We start from the raw sequence: 21,840 nt of genomic DNA, 5'->3' as shown, positions 1-21,840 counted from the left end.
CCGCCAGGATCAGGCAAACCCGAGGGCGCGGCGCGCATCGCGGTTCGCGTCGCTGGTCAGCAGGGCGATCAGCGATGCCGCGGGCTCAGGCGCCGCAGCGTGGCCGGTGATGGCGCAGGTGTAGGTGGTCGCCAGCGCGCAGCCGGGCGGCAGCGGTGCGGCCAGCACGATGCCCGGCGTCGACAGGATCTCCGTCGCCTGGGTGCAGCCGATGGGTCTCGCGCTCTTGCAAGCGGCGAGAGCGGCCATCGCCGTCGCGCCGTTGGGTGCGGGCCGCAGGCGCTCGCGAAGCTCATCCCATACGCCGAGATCGCGCATCACCTTGGCGAAGTGGATGCCGGCGGTGGCGAGCTCGGGATCGGGGAAATGGATCTCGTCCGCGGCACGGAGCGCGGCGCGCAGGTCACCGGCGGAATGCAGCCAAGGCGGCACCTCGCCCGAACGCACCGCGACTGCCGTCGGGACCTCGCCGATGTCCCTGATCGAGGCCGATGCGGCGTGGCCGACGCGGGCCAGTTCGTTGATCAACGCACGGCTCAGGATCAAAAGATCGGCCGGTTCGCCCGACAGCAGGCGGGCTTTCATGGCGCCGACCGCGCCGAACACGCCGTCGATGGTGCAGCCGGTCTGGGCTTCGAAGGCCGGCCGCACGCTGTCGACCAGGCCTTGCGCGGCGCCGCCGCTCAGGAGGCGTACGGAGGTCACGGCGCCTTGATGCCGGCCTGCTGGATGACCTTGGCCCACTTGTCGATGTCCTTCTTGAGGAAGGTATCGAATTCGGCGGCCGTCATGGTCATGGGCTCGGCGCCCTGCTTGGCCCAGGCATCGCGGATGGCGGGCTTGGCGATGGCCTTGCCGATCTCGCCGTTCAGGCGATCGACGACGTCCTTGGGCGTGCCCGCGGGCGCCATGATGCCGAGCCACAGCGTCGCTTCGTAACCCGGCACGCCGGCCTCGCTCATCGTCGGCACATTGGGTAGCACCGACGAGCGCTTGTCGCCGGTGGTCGCGAGCGCGCGGACCTGGCCGCTGTCGATGATCGGCTTCATGGCCGTGACCGCGTCCAGCATGATCTGCACATGGCCGCCGACCACGGCATTGCGCGCATCGCCGCTGTTCTTGAAAGGCACGTGCAGCAGGTCGGTGCCGGTCATCGTCTTGAAGAGCTCGACGGAGAGATGATAGGGCGTGCCCGGTCCGGCCGAAGCGTAGGCGAGCTTGCCCGGCTCGGCCTTGGCGAGGGCGATAAGCTCCTTCAGCGTGTTGGCCTCGACCGACGGCGTCACCACCATCACCAGGTCCGACGCATTGACCGGCGCCACCGCGGTGAGATCGCGCATGAGCGCATAGGGCTTGTTGGCCAGCAGCGTCTCGTTGGTGGTGAGGGTGTTGGACATCATCAGCAGCGTGTAGCCGTCGGGTGCGGCCTTGGCGACGATGTCGGCGCCGATCGTGCCGCCCGCTCCGGTCTTGTTCTCGATAACGAACGGCTGCTTCAGCGCCTCGCCCAGCTCCTGTCCGAGCACACGCGCATAGATGTCGGCCGGCCCGCCCGGCCCGAACGGCACGACGATGCGCACCGGCTTGTTGGGCCAGTTTTGCGCGGCCGCCGGCAGGGCGGCGAGCGCGAGCGACCCGGCCAACAGATGGCGTCGAAGCATGCTGGTCCTCCCTATCGACCTCATGGGTGGCCTTGTTGGCCTTCTTAGGTCGCCATGGTGGACGCTGGTCGCCAGCGCAGCAAGTAGGCCTGGATGCGCCGCACGCCGGCGGCCAGGATCACGCCCACGATCATCAGCACGAACACCGCCACCATCATGCCGGCGGCCTCGCCGCGCGCCTCGGCCTCGATGATCATCCGGCCGATGCCGTGCTCGGCGCCGATGAACTCGCCCACGATCACGCCGATCAGCGAGAAGGAGACGGCGGGCGTCAGCGAGGCGAACAACCAGGCCATGGTCGACGGCACGATCACTGTACGCGTCACCTGCCATTCGCCGGCGCCCAGCAGGCGGGCGGCGTTGATGTGGTCGCGGTCGACGGCGCGGGCGCCCTCGAAGGTGTTGAAGAACACCAGGAAGACCACGACCAGCCAGGCCGTCACGATCTTGGAGGCATCGCCGATGCCGAAGGCCAGGATGATGATGGGCGCCAGCGCGATGCGCGGGATCGAGTTGAAGGCTGTGATGTAGGGATAGAAGATCTCGCTGAGGCGATCGGAGCGCCCCAGCAATAGGCCGAGCACGAAGCCCGAGCTCACGCCGGTGGCGAAGCCCCACAGCGTGTTCTTCAGGGTAAAGTAGGTGGCGATCCAGAGATTGTTCTCCGACCGGCCGATGCACTTCTCGAAGGCGCCCGGCGTGCCCAGCGTCCAGTCGCCCTGCGAGGAGACCAGGCAGCCCATACGCAGGAACTGCCTATAGATTTCAGACGGCTTGGAGACGAAGTAGGGGTCGAGGATGTCGGGCACCAGCCACGGCACCTTGTCGTGCAGAGCCCAGCCCCATTCCCAAATGGCGAGCGCGCCGAGGCCGATGGCGATCTGCCAGAAGAGGGTCATGGCGCGTCTCATGCGCTGCGCCCCTTCGCGAACTCCTCGCCCAGCGAATGCCAGACCTTGGAGAACAGCTCGGCATATTGCGGCGTCTCACGCAGCTTCACGGCATCGCGCGGCCGCGGGAAGTCGACCTTGAAGTCGGCCTTCACGCGGCCCGGCCGCGCCGACATCAGGATGATGCGGTCGGCCAAGGTCAGTGCCTCGCCAAGATCGTGGGTGACGAACAGCACGGTCTGCCGCTCGCGTTCCCACAGGCTCAGCAGCACCGAATGCATGTCGAGCTTGGTGTGGGTGTCGAGGGCGCCGAACGGCTCGTCCATCAGCAGGATCTCGGGCCGCGCGATCAAGGTGCGCATCAGCGACACGCGCTGGCGCATGCCGCCCGACAGCGACGCGGGATAGAAGCGGTCGAAGCCGTCGAGGCCGGCCTGGTGGATCGCCTCAGCGACGCGCGTCTTGCGCTCGCCGGTCGGCACGCCGGCCAGCTCCAGCGCATAGCCGATGTTGCCTTCGACGGTGCGCCAGGGAAACAGCGTGTCCTTCTGGAAGACGTAGCCGACCTGGGCGATCGGCCGGCCGGGAACCACCGGAGCATCGTCGACGCGTATGGCGCCGCCGTTGGGCGCGATCAGGGTCGCCACCATGTTGAGGATGGTGCTCTTGCCGCAGCCCGAGGGCCCGAGCAGGGCCACGAACTCGCCGTCGTCGATGCGGAACGAGGCATCGTCGACCGCGACGACCTCGCGGCCTTCGGCGAGGAAGATCTTGCGGAGTCTGTCGATCTCGATGCGCGACCTAGGCGGGGTATTTTGCATGCGCCGCCTTGAGGAACTTGTCGGCGACGGCATCCTCGAGCTTGATCGGCTGCTTGATCCCCGTGAGCTCGCTGTACCAGACCTTCTCGCCGCGAGCGTAGGACTCGGGCGTGATCAGGCCGTTCCAGTCGGCGACGTCCTTGAGCTCGCCGATCTCCAGCAGGTTGGCATCCTTCGACGTCGAGCCGACGAATCGCTCGATGGTGCCCAAAATGTTGTCCGGGCTGTTGGCCTTGATCCAGCATTGGGCGCGCCACACGGCGTTGGTGAAGGCCTGGACCTTCTCCGGTTCCTTCTCGATCGTCTGGGTGAGGCAGAAGTTGACGTTCACCGGCACCGGCCCGCCGATCACGCCATTCCACACCTTGGCGTCGCTCGGCGAGTAGATCACCTTGCCCCAGCCGTTGCGCTCGGCCTCGGTCGTCACCGAGATGGCGCTCGACAGCACGTCGACCTGCTTGGTCTTGAGCGCGCCCAGCATGGTCTCGACATTACCGGTCTGCACCCAGGTCACCTTGTCGGCGAGGTCCATCTTCTCCATGAAATAGTGCGACCACAGGTGCGACGTGCCGCCGAGCGAGCTGACGCCGAAGATGGCGCGCCGGCCGTCGGGCCGCTTGAAGGAAGCGGCCTTCTGCACCGTGTCGATGCCCTGGTCGTAGAGGTCCTTGCGCACGGCGAAGCGCACGCCGGGCGCCCGCTGGTCGAGCGTGTTCAGCGCCCGCGTCGGCCGGCCGTTCTTGTTGAGCTGCAGCACATGCAGGATGTCGGCGATGGCGAAGTCGCCCTGGCGCGACGCCAGGATCTCGCGCGTCTTCACGCCCGAGCCGCCCTGGATCAGCTTGAAGTCGTAGCCTTCGTCCTTGAAGTAGCCCTTCTCCTGGGCAACGAACTGCACCTCGTAGGTCGGCACCGCGACCGGATAGACGGCCGAGCCCGTCTTGCCCTGCGCCCGCGCCATCATCGGCCATGCCGGCGCGGACGCGGCAACGGCGATGATGCTGCGGCGCCTGATGACTGAGACCATCTCGTCCTCCCTTTCATTGGACCGCGGGCCTCCAGGCCCGCCTTTGGTCATCCTGAGCGCAGCGAAGGATCTCGTCCCGATTGCAAGCGGCGATGAGGTCTTTCGCTACGCTCAGGACGACAGAGACGTCTGGTACAGCCACGGCGTCGCGGCGCGAGCCTTGGCCTGGTGCGCGGCGATCTCGTTCTCCTTGGTCAGCGTCAGCTCGACCTCGTTCAACCCCTTGAGCAGGGATTCGCGGCGGATGCCGTCGACCTTGAACTCGATCTTGCGGCCCGACGGCGTCGTCACCGTGCGGTCGTGCAGGTTGATGGCGAGCCGCGGCTCGCTGTTGGCGCCGGGCCGCGTCGCACCCTCGAGCTCGGCCGCGATCGCCAAGACGTCCTCGCGCGGCAGCTGGATGGGCAGCACGCCGTTCTGGAAGCAGTTGTTGTGGAAGATCGGCCCGAACGATGGCGCGATCACGCAGCGGATGCCCATGCCCATCAGCGCCCACACCGCGCCCTCGCGGCTCGAGCCGCAGGCGAAGTTGTTGTCGGCGACCAGGATCTGCGCGCCCTTGTAGGCGGGCTTGTTGAGCGGGAACTCGGGATTGTCGCTGCCGTCGGGCAGGTAGCGCAGCGGCTCGAAGGCGTAAGCGCCGAGCTCGGCCTGCGCCACGTCGCGCAGACGATGGATGGGGATCACGATGTCGGTGTCGATGTTCTGGCGCATCACGGGCGAGGCCACGGCATCGAGCTCGGTGAAGGCTTCCATGGTCGCGGCTCCCTAGATTTGCCGGACGTCGGCGATGTGGCCGGCGATGGCGGCGGCCGCGGCCATCGCCGGGCTGGCGAGATGCGTGCGCCCGCCCGGCCCCTGGCGGCCGACGAAGTTGCGGTTGGAGGTCGACACGCTCCGCTGTCCCGGCGCGATGGTGTCGCCGTTGACGGCGAGGCACATCGAGCAGCCGGGCTCGCGCCATTCGAAGCCCGCTTCCTTGAAGACGCGGTCGATACCCTCGGCTTCGGCCTCGCGCTTGATGTTCTCCGAGCCCGGCACGACCCAGGCGCGGACATGGCCCGCCACCTTGCGGCCCTTGGCGACCTCGGCAGCGGCGCGCAGGTCGGACATGCGGCTGTTGGTGCAGGAGCCGATGAACACCCAGTCGATCTTGGCGTCCTGGATGGGCTGTCCCGCCTTCAGGCCCATGTAGTCCAGCGCCATCTGCATGGCCTTCTGCTTGTCCGGATCGGCGACCGACTTCGGATCAGGCACGTTGGCGGTGACAGGGATCACCTGCTCGGGGCTGGTGCCCCAGGTGATCTGCGGCGCGATCTTGCCGACGTCGACCGCGACCTCGCGGTCGAACACCGCGTCGGCGTCGCTCGCCAGCGAGCGCCAGTCGGCGACGGCCTGGTCCCACATCGCCCCGGTCGGCGCAAAGGGCCGGCCCTTGAGGTAGGCGAAGGTCTTCTCGTCGGGCGCGATCATGCCGACCTTGGCGCCGAGCTCGATCGAGAGGTTGCAGATGGTGAGCCGGCCCTCGACCTCGAGCGCGCGTATGGCGCTGCCGGCATATTCCACTGCGTAGCCCGTGCCGCCGGCGGTGCCGATCTGGCCGATCAGGTGCAGGATCATGTCCTTGGGCGTGACGCTGGAATGGCGCGTGCCCTCGAAGGTGGCGCGCAGCCGCTTGGGCTTGCGCTGCACCAGCGACTGCGTCGCCAGGACATGGATCACCTCGGTGGCGCCGATGCCGAAGGCGATGGCGCCCATGCCGCCATGGGTGCAGGTGTGGCTGTCGCCGCAGACCAGCAGCGTTCCGGGCAGGCTGATGCCCTGCTCGGGGCCAACGACATGGATGATGCCCTGGCCGGGCTGCCCGAGGTCGAAGAGCTTGATGCCCCAGCGCTTGGCCTCGTCGCGCATGTCGTAGAGACGTTGGGCGTAGGGCTTCAGCGTATTGTGGTCGCGCCCGGGCTCGGTCGAGATGACGTGATCGAAGGTGGCGAAGGTGAGGTCGGGATTGCGCACCTTCTGGCCGGCCGCCTTGATCATGGCGAGCCCGCGGCCGCCGCCGTCGTGCATCAGATGACGGCTGATGTGCAGCAGCGCGTAGTCGTCGCCGAGATCGGCGATGACATGGCGATCCCAGATCTTGTCGAACAGGGTCTTCGGCATGGCGTTTCCTTCCAGCGCAGTCGTTGCCGCGCGGGCCGGTACACCATCATTTTTTTGGTTTGCCTACAACGGCGCTGCCGCGGAAAGAAGGACCGCAGCGCGGTTTTGCTGGGAGCGCGCCACTCCAGTGGCGCGTCTTTGTCGATCACACAGCCTATGACGCGCCACTGGAGTGGCGCGCCCCCAGCCTACTGCGGCTTTTGCTCGTCGAGCTGTCCGCTCCATCCCTTCTTCTCGGCCTCGAAGAACGAGGCGAAGACCTTGCGGATGGTGCTCTCGGCGATGTCGCGGGTGATGAACACCACGCGGCTCTTGCGGTCGTCGCCCTCGGGCCAGGCATCGAGCGTGGCCGGCGGATGGAAGACGTGCTGCACGCCGTGGATCACGACAGGCTTGTCGGTGTCCTTGACGTTCAGGATGCCCTTCATGCGCAGCAGGTCGGGACCGCGATAGGTCACCAGCGCATCGAACGCCGCGGCCACCGTCGACCAGCTCATCGGCTCGTCGAAGGTCATGCAGAACGCCTTGATGCGATCGTCGTGGCGGTTGACGTTGTGCGGGTCCTGCTCCCCATGGCCATGCTCGTGATCATGATCGTCGTGGCCATGGCCGTGATGATGATGGTGATGGTCGCCGCCGTGCTCGTGGCCATAAGCCTCTTCGTGCAGCCAGCGCTTCACGTCGGCGCTCTTGGTGTCGGGATTGTAGAGGCCGGCGTTCAGGATCTCGTTGGGATCGATGTCGCCGCTCGAGATGGCATGGAACGGCGCGCCGGGATTGAGCTGGTGCAAGCGGCTCTTGAGCTCCGAGAGCTTGGGCGCGTCGGCGATGTCGCTCTTGGTGAGCAGCAGCCGGTCGGCGACGGCGGCCTGCTTCACCGCCTCCTCGTGGTTGTCGAGCGTGCTGGTGCCGTTGACGCCGTCGACCGTGGTCACCACGCCGTCGAGCCGGTAGCGCGAGGCGAGCAGGGGATCGGTCATCAGCGTGTGCAGGATCGGCGCGGGATCGGCGAGCCCGGTGGTCTCGACCACCATGCGCTTGAACGGCGTTACTTCGCCCTTGGAGCGCTTGAGGAACAGCTCGCTCATGGTGCGGACCAGGTCGCCGCGCACCGTGCAGCACAGGCATCCCGAATTGAGGGTCACCATGCCCTCGTCGTCGGACTTCTCGACCAGCAGGTGATCGAGCCCGATCTCGCCGAACTCGTTGATGATCACCGCGGTGTCGGCAAGCTCGGGCCGGCGCAGCAGCTTGTTCAGCAGCGTGGTCTTGCCGCTGCCTAAAAAGCCCGTCAGCACCGTGACGGGAATGCGTTGCTCGGCGGCGGTCTGCGTGTCGCTCATGAATACCAATCCCCATCCGTCAGGTGACGGAGGGCCGTCACCAGAATTTGTCCGCCTTCCTGAACGCCTGCCACGCCCGCTCGAGCTTGCGGCGGCGGCGCTTTTCGCCGGCCTCCGTCTGCTTGGCGAGGCGCTTCAGCGGTTTCTTGGCGTCCTCGCTGGGACGCGCCGCCGTGGCGAGGTCGGCCAGCATGTGCCGGGCGACCGCGCGGTCGTTCATGGCGCCGAGCGCGCCCTGCAGGCGCACCGTCGCCTCGATATAGGGCTTGGCTGTCGCCGAGGCAAAGGCCGGCTGCAGGAACTCGGCGGCATAGCGCAGCTTCTTGATGGCGATCCTGAGCCGGTGCAGGCGGTGCGGATCGAGCGAATCGATCTTGCGGCCGCGATGCATGACCTTCTCATGGTGCTGGTCGAGCTCGGCCAGCGCGAAATGGTCGAGCCGCTCGGTCGGATGGGCCGGCGACAGGTCGATGAAGACGTGGAGCTGGCGGTCGAAGGCCTCGAACCGCGCACCGGAAAGGGCGGAGCGGGCGCGCTGCATGTAGGTTTCGGCCAACCTGCGGGCGATGCGCTGGACGATCGGCGGCACGTCCTCGACCGTCTCGGTCAGGAAGACATGAAGGTCGCGCGCCGGTGCGCATTCGCCAGCCAGCCACTTGGCCTCGGCGGAGAGCGCCCGGATCACCGGCCCGTCGACGGCATGGCGGAACAGCCCGAAGGCCGCCCGCAGTCGGCGCAGGGCCACGCGGGTCTGATGGATGCCGATCGGCCGGCGGCTTTCCAGGACGATGGCGCGGTACTTGCGAAGGTCGGCCTGGCAGTCGGCCACGATGTGGCGCAGCGCAACATCGGGCGCGGTGGTGGGGGCGAGACCAGTGTCGAAGGGCGCCATGCAGGGCCGACCGTAGCGGCCCGAAAAGGCCGGGCAACAGCAAAGAACGACAGTCTGATGAAGGTTTTATGACGTGCACCAAACAGCACTTTACCTGCACTTTTCGCTGATTTCGCTGGCCGGCCCGATGGTTAGCCAGCGACGTTTCCCATCCGTTTCCGGTAGCGGCCGATGGCCGCGCTGCCCTAGAGTCCACCCATGAGCGTCGATGCCACTGCCTTCAAGAGAGGCATGCGCCACCTTGCGGCGAGCGTCACCCTGATCACCACCCGCCATCGCGACTTGCGCGGGGGGCTGACGGCGACGGCCGTCTGCTCGGTCTCAGCCGAGCCGCCGCAGCTCCTGATCTGCGTCAACAAGACGGCGAGCGCCCACGACCCGATCGGCGAGGCGGGCTTCTTCTGCGTCAACATCCTGGCGCCCGAGCATCGCAAGATCGCCGAACGCTTCGCCGGCATGGACGGCGTGGAGGGTGATGACCGCTTCGTCGACATGGGCGAATGGACGACACTCACGACGGGTGCGCCGGTGTTGAAGGGCTGCCCGGTGTCGTTCGACTGCAAGCTGGTGACCGAGGTCGCCGCTGGCACGCACACCATCTATCTCGGCGAGATCGTCGACATCCGCCTCGATCCCGCGGCCCACGCGCTGCTCTATTGCGACGGCGCCTTCGTGCACGGCGAGCTTCTGAAGAAGGCGCTGCAGGCAGCCTGAGCTTTCGTCGTCCCGACCGAGCGAAGCGAGCGGAGGGACCGACGGATAAACGGCTTTGACTACAGTGCCTGAGCCCTTATGTTCCGGCGCCGATTGGGGCGTAGCCAAGTGGTAAGGCAGAGGATTTTGATTCCTCCATTCCCAGGTTCGAATCCTGGCGCCCCAGCCATGCTCCGCGCTGTTTGCCTCAGCTTACCGTGACCGGGGTCAGATCCTGGAGCCAGCTCTGGGCCTGCACGAAGCCCTGCACATTGGGGCCGAGCGCACGGGGATTGAGGTCATGGACGGCCCAGATCCAGGCGGCATCGTCCACGAGGACCTCATGAAGCCGCGCCAGGAGCTTGTCCTGCTCCTGGGGGTCGAACGTCTCCTTCGCCGCCTTGGCGAGCTCCTCCGCTTTCGGATTGCTGTAGTTGCCCCAGTTGAACCCGCTCGCCTTCATGAAGGTCGAGCCCGGGCCGATCAGGCCGATGTCGGGGTCCCAGTAGGCCCAGGAATTGTTGATGCCATGCCTGTCACGATTTTCCGGCGCCGCCGCACCGAGGCGCCGCCGGTTGCGCAGCGCTTCCCAGTCGAGGACGTCGAATTCGACGTCGATGCCGACGCTGCGCATGTTCTCCTTGATGAACTCGTTCATCGGCAGGGGCTGCATCTGCCCCGAGCCCGACGGCGAAATGATGAACTTCACCTTGACGAGGTTCTTCTCGCTGAAGCCCGCTTCCGCCAGCAGCTTCTTCGCGGCGGCAGGATTGTAGCTGAGGTCCGTCGCCGGATTTCCGAACCAGGGATGGCCGGGGTTGACCATGCCCCTGGCGGGCGCCGCCAACCCGCCGAGGAGCGTGACGAGCCCCTGGCGGTCGATCGCCATGTTCGCGGCCTTGCGCACGCGGATGTCGCGGAAGGGCGATCCCTCCTCGAAGCTCAGCATATATGGCCAGACGTGCGGATAGAGGTTGGTGACGATCTGCATCTTCTGCTGCTTCAGGCGCGCGATCGCATCGGGCGGCGGCGCCTCGACCCAGTCGACGCGACCTGACAGCAGGGCCGCGACCCGGGTATTGGCGTCGGGGATCGGAAAGAGGATCAGGCGCTCGCACTTGGGAACGCGCGCCTTGTCCCAATAGTCGGCATTGCGCACGAGATCGGCGCGCTCGCGCGGCTTGAAAGACTCGAGCTTCCACGGTCCCGTGCCCGATGGATGCTCGGCGAACTTGTTCCAGTCGCGCCCGACTTTCTCGAATTGGGCGGGGCTCGACATGAAGACGCTCGCCAGCGAGTAGGGCAGGACGGCGTCGACGACTTTCGTGGTGATCTCGACCGTGTTGTCGTCGATCTTGCGCCAGGACGCGATTCCGCCGGTGTACAGGCCGCCCTGGGCTGCTTGCGTGGCATCGAACTGCGGCGCGGTCTTGGTCAGGAGCTTGTCGAAGTTCCAGACGACGGCATCGGCATTGAACGCCGAACCGTCATGGAAGCGAACGCCCTGCCGAAGCTTGAAGGTCCATACCCGCTTGTCGGTCTCCGAAATCGACCAGCTCTCTGCCAAGTCAGGGACGATCTTGGCGGCGACGTCGCTTTTCGACAGGTCCCAGCGCGTCAGCCCGTCGTAGACGGTGATGCCCATGAAGCGAACGCCTTCGGCGCCCTGGTTGGGCTGGCCCGTCGTCAGCGGAATGTCCGCTGCGGTCATCGCCACGCGCAGCGTTCCGGCCGTCGACTGCGCGTAAGCCGTAGGCGGTGTGGCACCGCCCAACGCCAGGCCTGCCGTCGCCGCCGACGACAATTTCAGGAAGTCGCGCTTTTTCATGGAACGGTCCCGCTGGTTCGACTGCGGTCCTCTACGCAATACATGTGCCGGACAGGAAAAGCGGGCATGGTATGCTCCTTGCTGCCATTGGCATCGACGCCAACTGCTACCGGACCTCGCCTCATGCTGAAGCTGTCGTGTCTTCTCTCGCGGTCGTGCGCGACCGCCCTCGCTCTTGCGGTCGCTCTCGGCGGCCAGGCAGCACTCGCGCAGGGCACCTTGCGCATCGGCATGACCGCGGCTGACGTGCCGCTGACGACGGGTCAGACCGACCAGGGCGGCGAGGGCATGCGCTTCATGGGCTATACGGTCTATGACGGGCTGATCAATTGGGACCTGTCGTCGGCCGACAAGCCGTCGGGGCTCGTGCCCGGCCTCGCCACGAGCTGGAAGGTCGACGAGGGCGACACCACGCGCTGGCTGGTCACGCTGCGCCGCGACGTGAAGTTCCACGACGGCAGCGACTTCAAGGCCGACGCCGTCGTCTGGAACTTCGACAAGATCCTGAACGACAAGTCGCCGCAGTTCGATTCCAAGCAGGCGGCGCAGGGCCGCTCGCGCATTCCCGCGGTCAAGTCCTACAAGGCGCTCGACGACTACACCGTCGAGTTCATCACCAAGACCCCCGACGCCTTCCTGCCCTATCAGATCGGGTGGATCATGATGTCGAGCCCCGCGCAGTGGGAGAAGGTCGGCCGCGACTGGAACAAGTTCGCCTTCACCCCGTCGGGCACCGGCCCGTGGAAGCTCACCGCCTTCGTGCCGCAGACCCGCGCCGAGCTCACGCCCAACAAGGACTACTGGGACAAGGCGCGGGTGCCCAAGCTCGACAAGCTGATCCTGTTGCCGATCCCCGAGGCGTCAAGTCGCACGGCGGCGCTGCGTTCGGGCCAGGTCGACTGGATCGAGGCGCCGTCGCCCGATGCCGTGCCCAGCATCGAGAAGGCCGGCTTCAAGATCGTGACCAATGCCTATCCGCACAACTGGACCTGGCACCTCAGCATGGTCGACGGCTCGCCGTGGAAGGACGTGCGTGTGCGTCAGGCCGCCAACCTCGCGATCGACCGCGCCGGCCTGAAGGTGCTGCTGAACGGGCTGATGATCCCGGCCAAGGGCTTCGTCGTGCCGGGCAGCCAGTGGTTCGGCGAGCCCAAGTTCGAGGTGAAGTTCGATCCCGCAGCGGCCAAGAAGCTTCTGGCCGAGGCGGGCTACGGGCCGTCCAACCCGGCCAAGGTCAAGATCCTGATCTCGGCCTCGGGCTCGGGCCAGATGCAGCCGCTGCCGATGAACGAGTACATCCAGCAGAACCTCGCCGAGGTCGGCATCAAGGTCGATTTCGACGTCGTCGAGTGGAACGCCATGATCAACATGTGGCGCGCCGGCGCCAAGTCCGATCAGGTCAAGGGCGCCAGCGGCATCAACTTCACCTACTTCATCCAGGACCCGTTCACCGCCTTCATCCGCCATCTCGATTCCAGGCTGGTCGCGCCCAACGGCACCAACTGGGGCTACTACGTCGATCCGGCGATGGATGCGCTGCTCGAGAAGGCGCGCACGACATTCGACGCCAAGGCGCAGGACGAGGTGCTGCGCCAGATCCACCAGAAGATCGTCGACGAGGCCCTGTTCCTGTTCGTCACCCACGACGTCAACCCGCGCGCCATGTCGGCCAAGGTCACGGGCTTCGTGCAGGCGCAGAACTGGTTCCAGGACTTCTCGCCGATCACGATGAAGTAGGCCGACTGGCAGGTCGCGCCGTCGCGACCTGCCGGTACTACGCTCAGGCCATTTCCAGGGCCCGTCGCGGAAACTCCACTGTCGGGCGGTCCACGACCCGCAGCGCGCGGCCTTGTCCTGCGAGCTGAACCACAGATTGAGTAGGCGCCGCTCCGACTGCTGGCCGTCGGGTGCCCGCGTCGGTCGGCCGATAGGGGTAGTTGAAATACCTGAACCGCGAAGAGTTCATCGTCGTTCGCTGGACCGATCCGGAAGGCAGCCGAAGCGTCATCGGCGTGCCGGGGTCAGTCTTGAAGACCTGACAGGTAGTTTAAAGCAGGAAGGCTTGGCAGGAAGAAGTACTCGCCGCCGGCTAGTTGGATGAAGGTCTGCACCTCGACGATCCGGCGCAGGGGCTGCTCGGGGATTGTGAAGCGACCTTTGGGACCCATTAGTGGATCGGTTTCATCGTACAAGGTCGCAAAGTTCTTGTTTAACAGCCAAGTCTGCTGAATGAACTCGAACTGGCGGGCGATATCGGCATTCAGGCAAATGAAAAGCAACCCGCGTTCTGCGCCGTCGTCGATTCGGCTGTCGGTCGGCGTGGGGCCGTACTTGCGGCCGCGGCGCAAGATGCGGTGGTTGTTCACCGCGTCGAGCAGGGCGGGAGCCGAGGCAAGGTTCTGCGCGAGGCCGTCGCGAGGATTTGCACGTCTCACGTGAGAGCCTAGTGGGCAACCTTGTCCGTGGGGATCGAGCTTGGCGAAGCCGAAGCCGTTTTGTGGTTGCCTGTATTCGTCGGCTGCGAGCAGCCCGCGGGGGCATAACAGATGCCCATCAATATTGCGCCCGACAATCCGTTCAGCGAGCCAGTCGGCCGTAACGTGCGTGGCGGATGGGTCGTGGGCGCGGATTCTTGCCGCGTTGTCGTCGAGAGATTGCCAAAACCGGGCCACGTACTGGCGCAGCTCTCGCACCACCATGTAGCTGCCATTGAGTCCCAAGTTGAGGAAGCCTTCAGGTGCTCCTTGCAGCGGGAGCTTCGCAGCACGAGCGCGCTCGTCGTCCCGCACTATCGGGCCCGGCGCCTTTTCCGCATGGGCATTGGTGTGTCCCAACAGGATCTCGCCCAGCGGCACCCCATGCCATGGGTCGCGCGGTGCAGGCTTGCCGTCGCTCAGGACGACGGTGTCTTCGGAGGCGACATTGGGGTCCCCGAAGGGAATCGGTTGCGACACTCCATCGGCGAAGCCGAAGTGCTCACGCCCGATGCCGTCCTGGTCGAACTGCAGGTCGAGTGCGAGGTGGTGGACGATCTTTACGCTGTGGGGCGCGAGCGCCTGCTCGATCTCGTCCGACCAAGCCTGAACGTCGGCGACAGCTTCGCCGTAGAGCAACAGCAGCGCATGGACGGTCGTCCGGGTCGTCACCCGGGCCGACTCGGGATCGGGCGTGTCGCCGTCGCTGACTGGAACGTTGCCGCTCCACAGAGGGCCACCGTCTATGACGGGCTCCTGCCACTCGTTCTTGATCTTGTCGCCCAGGCGGCGGAGCCTGTCTTCCTGATACATACCCTCGCGGAACGGCGCGGCGAATGTTGCCAGCGCCTCTGGAGAGAGGCCCGCCTTCTGCAGGCCCGTCCACGTAAAGGCGATAGCGGCGGCACGCTTTTCGGGTTTTCCATCACTGGCCGCGATCGGCGCCACCCGCATCAGCGTGCGCAGCCACGGACCTTGGCCGGCATCGGCATCTGGTCCGTCGCAGTGAAGGAACAGTGCCTTGCCCGCCGGCAGTCCAGAGAAACCGCTGACCACGATGCCCTGTGTTTGTTGGTCGTGCGGCGGCTTCAGCCTCCAGCTCAACCGCTCCTTGACCGTTGAAGCGGTCACAGATCCCGCGCCCATGCAGTTGCCTCCTGTGCTTTCAGTGTGGCTTTCCGCAGCCCATCGGCGATGCGCGCATTGCGCTCGATCTGGTCGACCGTGAGGTCACGATAGGCGCTGAACCAGAATCGGCTTACCGCCATCGAGTGCCGTGCCCACGCTTTGAATTTGCGCCCGTGGCTGGCACCGTCGAGCACCAGAAAGCGGGTCGGCGGGAAGCCGACGCCGCTGCCCCACGCGAGCGTGAGCCCGCCGTGCGCCTTTTCGATGAAGTCGTCCAGATAGCTCTCCCAGCTGTGATCGAAATTGCTGAAGAACATCAGGCGACTGCCGTTGTTTATGAACGCCCAGTGCGCGAAATGAACGGTTCTCATGCTGCCGAGATAACCGTCCGTCGCGATGGCCCTGAGAATCAGGCCTAGTCCAAGGTGGCCCGTCCGGACGAGGATCGTGCGCAGGACACCTGGCTTGATCAGGACAACGCTGCCCATGTGGTTCTGTGCAATCCAGTCCTCACGGCGGGCCATCTCGCGCAACAGCTGAACGTCGACGGGCGGCTCATCGTGGGATGAATCGCGCCGCTCCAGCCAGCGCAGCCACAGGACGACGGCCGGCGCCGTGAAGGCGATGCTTGCCAATCCCAGCAAGACGACCCTCGCCGTCGGCCAGAAGGAGTCGGCATAGCTCAGGCCGGTGATCAGCATCGTGAGGACCGACCCGATCACGGTGGCAGCGACGACATAGAGCGCGACAACGAAGAGCAGGCCGGCAACCAGGGTGACCGGGTGTGCGAACGATGTCAGCCTGTTCTTCACGGATAGGCTTGCTGGGGTCAGACCGCCGGAACGAGTGGGCACGCCTTCACCGGCTCGAGCGCGGTGCATGCGCCACAGGCCGATGGCGACCAATCCGGCCAAGACCGCTGTCAGGACCGCAAACCGCAAGGCCGGGGTGACAGGCGCCACCGCCATGCCGGGAATCGAAAGACAAAGGAAAGTCGCAAACAGGAAAGCGAGCAGCCGGCAAAAATCCGCCGTTCTCTCGGTCCAGGGAATTCTCGGCGACGCCGGTTCCGCCAACCAGGGAAACGACCGCGACATTGCGTTCCGCAGCCGCGTGTGGATCTGCTCAGCCGGAATGGCTCGATATGGATTTGGCGCCGTTGGACTGGGTTGGGCGAGTTCACCCTTGATAGCCAGAAAGAGATCTCGCTCGCGCAAAATCCTTTCCCGCTCTAGTCCGCGATTGCCCTGATGAAAGACGCTGGGGCGCAGTGTTCTGCGCGCCAAGTAAGTGACGACAGGCTCGCGCGCGCCCGGTTTGGTGACCGCATCGTAGACCGGCTCGTCATTGTCCACGGGCCGCTTGCAGCATCGCAGCATCGGCCGAAGATGATCGGCCATTGTTGCTTCGAAGTGGCGCCAGAAAGTATCCGACGCTCCGTCGAAATTGGCCTCGATGACGAAAACCGGATCGTAGTCGGCACTCTGGAAAACGGACATCGACAGGAAGTGCAACGAAGGCAACCCGTCCTTGAGCCGGACGTAACTCTCCGTCCCGGCTTCTTCTTGTTGGCGTTTGAAGTCCTCGATGAGGTCCGACAGGTGGCGAACACTTTGTGGGTCGACGTCCAGAACGACCGACAAGATCGTTTGTCGCATTTAACGCCCCCTCCGTGTGGCCACTTTGACGCCCGAAACTGTCGGTCAATCTGTCGTTGTGTATGGGTCGATGCCCGTTGCTCTCGCCGCAGGGAGACCTCATGCAGAAGATCTAATCGCCCTTCCCCACCAATATCGCGTTCATGTTTTTGTTCACGAGGCAGTGGGTCCCGTCGGTGGGGTCTTCTGTTCGCAGGGGCCGCTTGAGCCGGCACTCATTCCGATCGGCAGCATTCTTCACGCCGTAGAAGGCGTTGATGATGGCCTGTTCCTGCTCATGATTGAACGCGTGGGTCTGGCCAAACATCACATACTGGAAAACCAGCGGCTGCGTCTTGGCGACAAAGGCGAAGTCATTCCCATTGGGTAACACTCCGCTTGCACAGCCTTGATAGGCTTTGGGCCGGGGAAGTTTTGCGCCCGTCGACTTTCCCGAGAGTGCGTACGTGTAACAGGCTCTCGGCTTCGACATCATGCAATAGTAGTGGATGGTGATATCGGACCAGTGCGTCGGAGCGAAACCTGTCTTCAGACATCCGGCCAGGTATTTGAAACCTTCATCCGTGTGCTTAGGCTGCCCTGCGGGCCGACTGCCGAAGACGTCGGCGCTGGCATTCATCGCGGCCAATATTGCCGCCCCGGGAAGATCCAGATTGGCTGCGGGGGCATTCGGTCGATAGTCCGTATAGGGCGCACTCGGACTATTGACCGGCTTGGCTACGAGCTTGTCCAGGTCCCCTTGCGTAGGAACCGGAATCCAATCCACGACAGCATTGGCCTTGTCCACTGAAGTCCCGACTCCCAGCTTTTCGAGGGTCGCGGCATCAAGCACGCCTGTCTCTGGCAGCCCGGACTTTTTTTGAAACGCCAGCACGCCGGCTTTGGTCAAGCCGCCCGGGATCCCGTCCAGAGGCCCGGGGTCGTGCCCAAGGGCTGCAAGTTTCGACTGGGCCTGTTGGGTAACCGGGTTGTATCCGGCTGCGTGAGCAGCCTGAGACAGCACCAGTCCGGCTGCAATCGTCACACACGGCAACACGTTCCGCCACATGGCGCGACGCCGATCATCTTGAGACTTGTTCATGCTATCTCCCCTGTCAGTTCCACTCGACCGAGAAATGCTGCGGGAACGGCGTGCCGCCCGCATCAATCCGTCCAGCACTGCCGGCGGCCCGGCGCAGGCCTGGCTTGGCCAGCAGCGGCTTGAGGATCGCCGGCACGACGGCACGGTTGATATGTGCACCGAAGCACGTGTGCATCCCGTATCCCCAGAGCATGTATTCGCCCCACGGCCGATCGACACGAAAGGACTCGGGCGCTTCCATTCTCAACGGGTCGAACATGGCGGACAGATTGGACGCCAGTACCATGGTCCCCTTAGGGATCTTGCGCGCACGCAGACTGCCGGACGCGATTGTGGCATCGCACGCGGCGCGACGGTAGATCACCGGATTGACAGGGTTGAACCGAAACGCCTCGAACACGTGTGCAGCAAGCAGTGCGTCGTCACCCGCACGCGCCGCAGCCTGTGCCGATTCAAGCGCTTGTGGACGATCGAGCAACTGGTCCAGCGCCTGAACGGAGGCCTTTGAGATCGTTGGGATCGCGCCGATCACCAAGCCGATCAGGTAGTTGCGAATGCCGAGATCGTCCATCCCGGGCTGATTGGCCTTTTGCAGGACAAGACACCGACCCAGCACGTCGTCCCTCGCCACACCCTCGGCCTTGCGGCTCGCGATTGCGGCATCGATGGCAGAACGGCAGGAAGCCGCGGCATCGAGCGCCTTGCTGGCGATCGTCGAGTCACCCGCGAGATCGATGAAGAGATACCAGAACATCATCGTCGCCCAGTCGATGAGATCGTCATTCTTCGCGCCGGCAATGCCGAAGTAATCGGTCACGATCGCGGTCGGCACCAGCTGGGACAGATCTTTCGGCACGTCGATGCGGTTCGTCTGTTTGGCGACGAGTTGCTCGGCCAAGCGGCGCGCCGCCGGCTCGACGATTGCGGCAACGTCGTCGCGGCGCATCGCCAAACGCAAGTTGGCAACGTCACGCTCGTAGAGCGCGGTGTCCTGCATGCCGAGGAAGAAATTCTCGCCGCCCGTGATCGCCCGCATCTTGGGCTCGTACACGACCTCAAAATCCGCGTTTCGGTCGAGGACTTCGACGACGTCCTGATAACGCGTGACGATCGCCGTTCCAGTATTCGGATAGGCTGTGATGAGCGGCTTCGACAGAACAAGATTTGGCAGGAAAGCGCGCATCAACCGCAAGCTGATCCGTTGCACTCGCGGATCCTTGAGCGCGGTAGCGGCCTTCGCCTTAAGGCCGTCGCCGCTCGCCGTCAGAATCGCCGGCGCGACTTGAAAAGGTGCGACCAGACCATCGAGTAACATCCGAAAGCGCGTGGCGAACGAGGTGATGAAACTGGCCAGAAACGACATTCTCATTCCTTCGAGGTGGTGCCGACATTCCGGCTATTCCCGGACAGTGCCACTCTCCCAGCCGAGGAGTTGGTTGGGCCGCAGCGAGACCGGCCACGCTCGAAAAGTAGTTCTATCACGCTACGGTAGCATAGGTCGATTGAAGTGTGGCCAATGTGAGCAATCGCACTTTCGGTATGACCTGGTGCGGGCCGCGCGTGTTGTTCCGAAGAAACGTTTCGCATGAGCGCCGGAGCATTTTCGCCGGCGCCAATCCCGTAAACTCCCTGTTGGCAGGGAATTTAAGGGGTAGAGACCGGTCGAGCAGGACGGGGGCTACTGCCAGCCCTTGCTATGCGGTCTCGAGCATGCGCTTCCTGCGCGCCGGCGCGCGTGCCGGCAGCGCTTCGGCGATCTGCACCGCATTGAGCGCCGCACCCTTGCGCAGATTGTCGCCCGAGACGAACAGCGCGAGGCCATGCTTGACCGTCGGATCGGGGCGCACGCGGCCGACAAAGACGGCGTCGCGGCCCATCGCTTCCAGCGGATTGGGCACGTCGGAGAGTTCGCCGCCCGGCGCCGCGCGCAAAATGTCGAGCGCCTTGGCGACCGGCAGCGGCCGGTCGAACTCGACGTTCATCGACAGCGAATGGCCGGTCCATACCGGCACGCGCACGCAGGTACCCGACACCGCGAGATCGGGGATCTCGAGGATCTTGCGGCTCTCGTCGCGCAGCTTCACCTCCTCCTCGGAGTAGCCGTTCTCGACGATGCGGTAGTTGAGCGGCACGACGTTGTAGGCGATGGGCACGGCCCACTTGGCCGACGGCGCGAGCTCGACGGCGCTGCCGTCATGCACCAGCGCCGTGGCGCCGACACCCGCGCTCAGCATCTGGCCTTCGAGCTCGTCGACGCCGGCGAGACCCGCACCCGATACGGCCTGGTAGGTGCTGGCCACCAGGCGGCGCAGGCCCGCCGCCTTGTGCAACGGCTTCAGCACCGGCATCGCCGCCATGGTCGTGCAGTTGGGATTGGCGACGATGCCCTTGGGGATGTTGGCGAGGGCATGCGGATTGACCTCGGCCACTACCAGCGGGACCTTGGGATCGGAGCGCCAGGCCGAGGAGTTGTCGATGACGATGGCACCGGTGGCGGCGACGATCGGCGCCAGCTTCTTGGAGGCAGCACCTCCTGCCGAGAAGAAGACGATGTCGAGCCCGGAATAGTCGGCGGTCTCGGCATCCTCGACGATGATCTCCTGGTCCTGCCAGGCGCGGCGCTTGCCGGCGGAGCGCGCCGAGGCGAACAGGCGCAGGGAGCCGACCGGGAAGTTCCGCTCGGCCAGGATGGCGCGCATGAGCTCGCCCACCATGCCGGTCGCGCCGACGATCCCGACCGAAAGGGGGCCCACTGAGAAGGGCGGTTGAGACGGTTCTTCTGATGACATGACGCTTTCTCCTGGTTTCAGCCGGAGACGGAGCGCCCGCGAACGACAAAGGCCCCGTCTAGCGGCGGGGCCTTCAAGGGTTCGTTCGCTGTTACCTTACTTTAGCGCGCGCAAGCCCCTGCCGACCCACCGATGGTGGCGGCTTTTTTGACGACTCGGGTCTTGGCGCGGAACGACATGGGCGACCTTTATAGATCGGTAGCGGGAAATTTGCAAAGGTCCGTGCATGCCCGACACCTACGATGCGATTGTCCTTGGCCTTGGCGCGATGGGCGCGGCCGCGACCTACCAGCTCGCCCGGCGCGGCGCGCGCGTGCTGGGCATCGACCGCTATGCGCCGCCGCACGAGTTCGGCTCGACCCATGGCGACACGCGCATCACCCGCATCGCCTGCGGCGAAGGGCCGGAATATTCCGCCTTCGCCCGGCGCAGCCACGAGATCTGGCGCGAGCTCGAGGCCGAGACGGGCCTCGACCTGCTGACCCAGAACGGCTTCCTGGCGATATCGGGGGCCGGCAGTCGCTCGGCGAATCACGGCGTCGAGGACTTCCTCGGCGGCACCGTCGCTGCCGCCAAGGCCGCCGGGGTGAGCTATGAAATCCTCGACAGCGCGGCGCTGCGCCGGCGCTATCCGGCCCTCAACGTCGCCGACGGTGACCAAGCCTACCACGACACGGTAAGCGGCTTCGCGCGGCCGGAGAACTGCGTGACCGCCCAGTTGCGGGCGGCGGCCGCGCGCGGCGCCGAGCTGAGGCTGGGCGAGACGGTGCTCTCCTTTGTCCAGCGCGACGGTTCCGTCACCGTCACGACCGACAAGCAGACCTATGGCGCCGCCCAGCTGATCGTGGCGGCCGGCGCCTGGTTGCCGGCCATGCTGAAGCCTGCGCTCGCCGCCAACTTCATGATTACGCGTCAGGTGCTGTACTGGTTTCGCGCCCGCAGCGAGGCCGCGCACGCCCAGTTCGCGCCCGAGCGCTTTCCTGTCTACATCTGGCAGCTTCCCGCGCCGCAGTCGATCTACGGCTTTCCCGCCACCGGTAGCCTGGACGAGGGCGTCAAGCTGGCGACCGAACAATATGACGTCGCGACCACGCCCGAGTCGGTTTCGCGCACTGTCCCTCCCGAGGAAGTGCGCGAGATGTACGAGACCTATGTCGAGCCGTTCTTCCCCGGCCTGTCGCCGACCTGCGTGAGGAGCAAGACCTGTCTCTATACCTGGGTCGACAAGGCGCGCTTCATCATCGATCGCCATCCCGACCACGATCGCGTCATCGTGGCGTCACCCTGCTCGGGCCACGGCTTCAAGCACTCGGCCGGCGTCGGCGAGCTTTTGGCGGAGATGGCGGTGGAGGGGAAAAAGCCTGATCCTCGGTTTGCATTCATGCGGAGCGC

The 21,840-nt window shown here is 65.3% G+C and carries 18 protein-coding genes and 1 tRNA gene; 4 read left to right on the top strand and 15 right to left on the bottom strand.

Annotated elements, in window-relative coordinates:
• Positions 1 to 9: 9 nt before the first annotated feature.
• The 9 genes from RSO01_RS39235 to RSO01_RS39195 all read right to left on the bottom strand — a co-directional run bounded on the left by RSO01_RS39235 (position 10) and on the right by RSO01_RS39195 (position 8,797).
• Positions 10 to 705 (bottom strand): molybdate ABC transporter substrate-binding protein, encoded by a 696-nt coding sequence (locus tag RSO01_RS39235; protein WP_147156042.1) that lies wholly within the window; start codon positions 703 to 705, stop codon positions 10 to 12.
• On the bottom strand, positions 702 to 1,661 hold the full coding sequence (locus RSO01_RS39230) for a tripartite tricarboxylate transporter substrate binding protein (protein WP_147156041.1): 960 nt from the start codon (positions 1,659 to 1,661) through the stop codon (positions 702 to 704). Before RSO01_RS39230 ends, RSO01_RS39235 begins: the two co-directional genes overlap by 4 nt.
• Before the next feature lie 44 nt (positions 1,662 to 1,705).
• Complete coding sequence (locus RSO01_RS39225; RefSeq protein ID WP_246159106.1) at positions 1,706 to 2,560, bottom strand: ABC transporter permease; 855 nt, start codon at positions 2,558 to 2,560, stop codon at positions 1,706 to 1,708.
• Between the two features lie 8 nt (positions 2,561 to 2,568).
• A complete protein-coding gene (locus RSO01_RS39220; RefSeq protein WP_147156039.1) occupies positions 2,569 to 3,372 on the bottom strand; it encodes an ABC transporter ATP-binding protein in 804 nt (267 codons plus the stop codon).
• Positions 3,353 to 4,399: an ABC transporter substrate-binding protein gene (locus RSO01_RS39215; RefSeq protein ID WP_147156038.1), complete on the bottom strand. Its 1,047-nt coding sequence runs from the start codon at positions 4,397 to 4,399 to the stop codon at positions 3,353 to 3,355. Before RSO01_RS39215 ends, RSO01_RS39220 begins: the two co-directional genes overlap by 20 nt.
• 111 nt (positions 4,400 to 4,510) lie before the next feature.
• Complete coding sequence (gene leuD / locus RSO01_RS39210; protein ID WP_147156037.1) at positions 4,511 to 5,155, bottom strand: 3-isopropylmalate dehydratase small subunit; 645 nt, start codon at positions 5,153 to 5,155, stop codon at positions 4,511 to 4,513.
• Between the two features lie 12 nt (positions 5,156 to 5,167).
• Positions 5,168 to 6,562: a 3-isopropylmalate dehydratase large subunit gene (leuC, locus tag RSO01_RS39205; protein ID WP_147156036.1), complete on the bottom strand. Its 1,395-nt coding sequence runs from the start codon at positions 6,560 to 6,562 to the stop codon at positions 5,168 to 5,170.
• Positions 6,563 to 6,750: 188 nt separating this feature from the next.
• Positions 6,751 to 7,905: a CobW family GTP-binding protein gene (locus tag RSO01_RS39200; protein WP_147156035.1), complete on the bottom strand. Its 1,155-nt coding sequence runs from the start codon at positions 7,903 to 7,905 to the stop codon at positions 6,751 to 6,753.
• 37 nt (positions 7,906 to 7,942) lie between these two features.
• Positions 7,943 to 8,797, bottom strand: a complete 855-nt coding sequence (locus RSO01_RS39195; protein WP_147156034.1) for a CHAD domain-containing protein — start codon at positions 8,795 to 8,797, stop codon at positions 7,943 to 7,945.
• A 198-nt stretch (positions 8,798 to 8,995) separates the two neighbouring features.
• On the opposite strand from RSO01_RS39195, the gene RSO01_RS39190 reads away from it, so the two are divergent.
• The gene (locus RSO01_RS39190; protein ID WP_147156033.1) at positions 8,996 to 9,511 is read left to right on the top strand and encodes a flavin reductase family protein; all 516 of its coding nucleotides are present in this window, start codon (positions 8,996 to 8,998) and stop codon (positions 9,509 to 9,511) included.
• Between the two features lie 94 nt (positions 9,512 to 9,605).
• Positions 9,606 to 9,680, top strand: a tRNA-Gln gene (locus RSO01_RS39185).
• 18 nt (positions 9,681 to 9,698) lie between these two features.
• Here RSO01_RS39185 and RSO01_RS39180 read toward each other — a convergent pair.
• Complete coding sequence (locus RSO01_RS39180; protein ID WP_147156032.1) at positions 9,699 to 11,318, bottom strand: ABC transporter substrate-binding protein; 1,620 nt, start codon at positions 11,316 to 11,318, stop codon at positions 9,699 to 9,701.
• A 123-nt stretch (positions 11,319 to 11,441) separates the two neighbouring features.
• On the opposite strand from RSO01_RS39180, the gene RSO01_RS39175 reads away from it, so the two are divergent.
• On the top strand, positions 11,442 to 13,055 hold the full coding sequence (locus RSO01_RS39175; protein ID WP_147156031.1) for an ABC transporter substrate-binding protein: 1,614 nt from the start codon (positions 11,442 to 11,444) through the stop codon (positions 13,053 to 13,055).
• 284 nt (positions 13,056 to 13,339) lie between these two features.
• On the opposite strand, the gene RSO01_RS39170 is transcribed toward RSO01_RS39175, so the two are convergent.
• The 5 genes from RSO01_RS39170 to RSO01_RS39150 all read right to left on the bottom strand — a co-directional run bounded on the left by RSO01_RS39170 (position 13,340) and on the right by RSO01_RS39150 (position 20,448).
• A complete protein-coding gene (locus RSO01_RS39170) occupies positions 13,340 to 14,938 on the bottom strand; it encodes a Dyp-type peroxidase (protein WP_147156030.1) in 1,599 nt (532 codons plus the stop codon).
• Positions 14,920 to 16,578 carry a hypothetical protein gene (locus RSO01_RS39165; RefSeq protein ID WP_147156029.1) on the bottom strand — a complete coding sequence of 553 codons (1,659 nt, stop codon included), beginning with the start codon at positions 16,576 to 16,578 and terminating at the stop codon, positions 14,920 to 14,922. Before RSO01_RS39165 ends, RSO01_RS39170 begins: the two co-directional genes overlap by 19 nt.
• 112 nt (positions 16,579 to 16,690) lie before the next feature.
• Positions 16,691 to 17,659: a peptidoglycan-binding domain-containing protein gene (locus RSO01_RS39160; RefSeq protein ID WP_170303703.1), complete on the bottom strand. Its 969-nt coding sequence runs from the start codon at positions 17,657 to 17,659 to the stop codon at positions 16,691 to 16,693.
• 13 nt (positions 17,660 to 17,672) lie between these two features.
• Positions 17,673 to 19,022, bottom strand: a complete 1,350-nt coding sequence (locus RSO01_RS39155) for a cytochrome P450 (protein ID WP_147156027.1) — start codon at positions 19,020 to 19,022, stop codon at positions 17,673 to 17,675.
• A gap of 331 nt (positions 19,023 to 19,353) precedes the next feature.
• Entirely contained in the window at positions 19,354 to 20,448 is a 1,095-nt protein-coding gene (locus tag RSO01_RS39150) for an aspartate-semialdehyde dehydrogenase (protein ID WP_147156026.1), read from the bottom strand.
• 226 nt (positions 20,449 to 20,674) lie between these two features.
• On the opposite strand from RSO01_RS39150, the gene solA reads away from it, so the two are divergent.
• The coding region (gene solA / locus RSO01_RS39145) for an N-methyl-L-tryptophan oxidase (RefSeq protein ID WP_147156025.1) at positions 20,675 to 21,840 on the top strand (1,166 nt) is incomplete at its 3' end.

Source organism: Reyranella soli (assembly GCF_007992495.1).
Taxonomy (GTDB): domain Bacteria; phylum Pseudomonadota; class Alphaproteobacteria; order Reyranellales; family Reyranellaceae; genus Reyranella; species Reyranella soli.
The sequence above is the reverse complement of the archived record's forward strand: the minus strand, read 5'-3'. Positions and strand labels throughout refer to the sequence as shown.

Excerpts from the sequence above, each read along its gene's own strand:
- leuC (WP_147156036.1), bottom strand. The coding sequence starts at position 6,562 with ATGCCGAAGACCCTGTTCGACAAGATCTGGGATCGCCATGTCATCGCC.
- RSO01_RS39230 (WP_147156041.1), bottom strand. The coding sequence starts at position 1,661 with ATGCTTCGACGCCATCTGTTGGCCGGGTCGCTCGCGCTCGCCGCCCTG.
- RSO01_RS39200 (WP_147156035.1), bottom strand. The coding sequence starts at position 7,905 with ATGAGCGACACGCAGACCGCCGCCGAGCAACGCATTCCCGTCACGGTG.
- RSO01_RS39175 (WP_147156031.1), top strand. The coding sequence starts at position 11,442 with ATGCTGAAGCTGTCGTGTCTTCTCTCGCGGTCGTGCGCGACCGCCCTC.
- RSO01_RS39195 (WP_147156034.1), bottom strand. The coding sequence starts at position 8,797 with ATGGCGCCCTTCGACACTGGTCTCGCCCCCACCACCGCGCCCGATGTT.
- leuD (WP_147156037.1), bottom strand. The coding sequence starts at position 5,155 with ATGGAAGCCTTCACCGAGCTCGATGCCGTGGCCTCGCCCGTGATGCGC.
- RSO01_RS39165 (WP_147156029.1), bottom strand. The coding sequence starts at position 16,578 with ATGCGACAAACGATCTTGTCGGTCGTTCTGGACGTCGACCCACAAAGT.
- RSO01_RS39190 (WP_147156033.1), top strand. The coding sequence starts at position 8,996 with ATGAGCGTCGATGCCACTGCCTTCAAGAGAGGCATGCGCCACCTTGCG.
- RSO01_RS39170 (WP_147156030.1), bottom strand. The coding sequence starts at position 14,938 with ATGGGCGCGGGATCTGTGACCGCTTCAACGGTCAAGGAGCGGTTGAGC.
- RSO01_RS39150 (WP_147156026.1), bottom strand. The coding sequence starts at position 20,448 with ATGTCATCAGAAGAACCGTCTCAACCGCCCTTCTCAGTGGGCCCCCTT.
- RSO01_RS39155 (WP_147156027.1), bottom strand. The coding sequence starts at position 19,022 with ATGTCGTTTCTGGCCAGTTTCATCACCTCGTTCGCCACGCGCTTTCGG.
- RSO01_RS39215 (WP_147156038.1), bottom strand. The coding sequence starts at position 4,399 with ATGGTCTCAGTCATCAGGCGCCGCAGCATCATCGCCGTTGCCGCGTCC.
- RSO01_RS39160 (WP_170303703.1), bottom strand. The coding sequence starts at position 17,659 with ATGAACAAGTCTCAAGATGATCGGCGTCGCGCCATGTGGCGGAACGTG.
- RSO01_RS39225 (WP_246159106.1), bottom strand. The coding sequence starts at position 2,560 with ATGACCCTCTTCTGGCAGATCGCCATCGGCCTCGGCGCGCTCGCCATT.
- RSO01_RS39180 (WP_147156032.1), bottom strand. The coding sequence starts at position 11,318 with ATGAAAAAGCGCGACTTCCTGAAATTGTCGTCGGCGGCGACGGCAGGC.
- RSO01_RS39220 (WP_147156039.1), bottom strand. The coding sequence starts at position 3,372 with ATGCAAAATACCCCGCCTAGGTCGCGCATCGAGATCGACAGACTCCGC.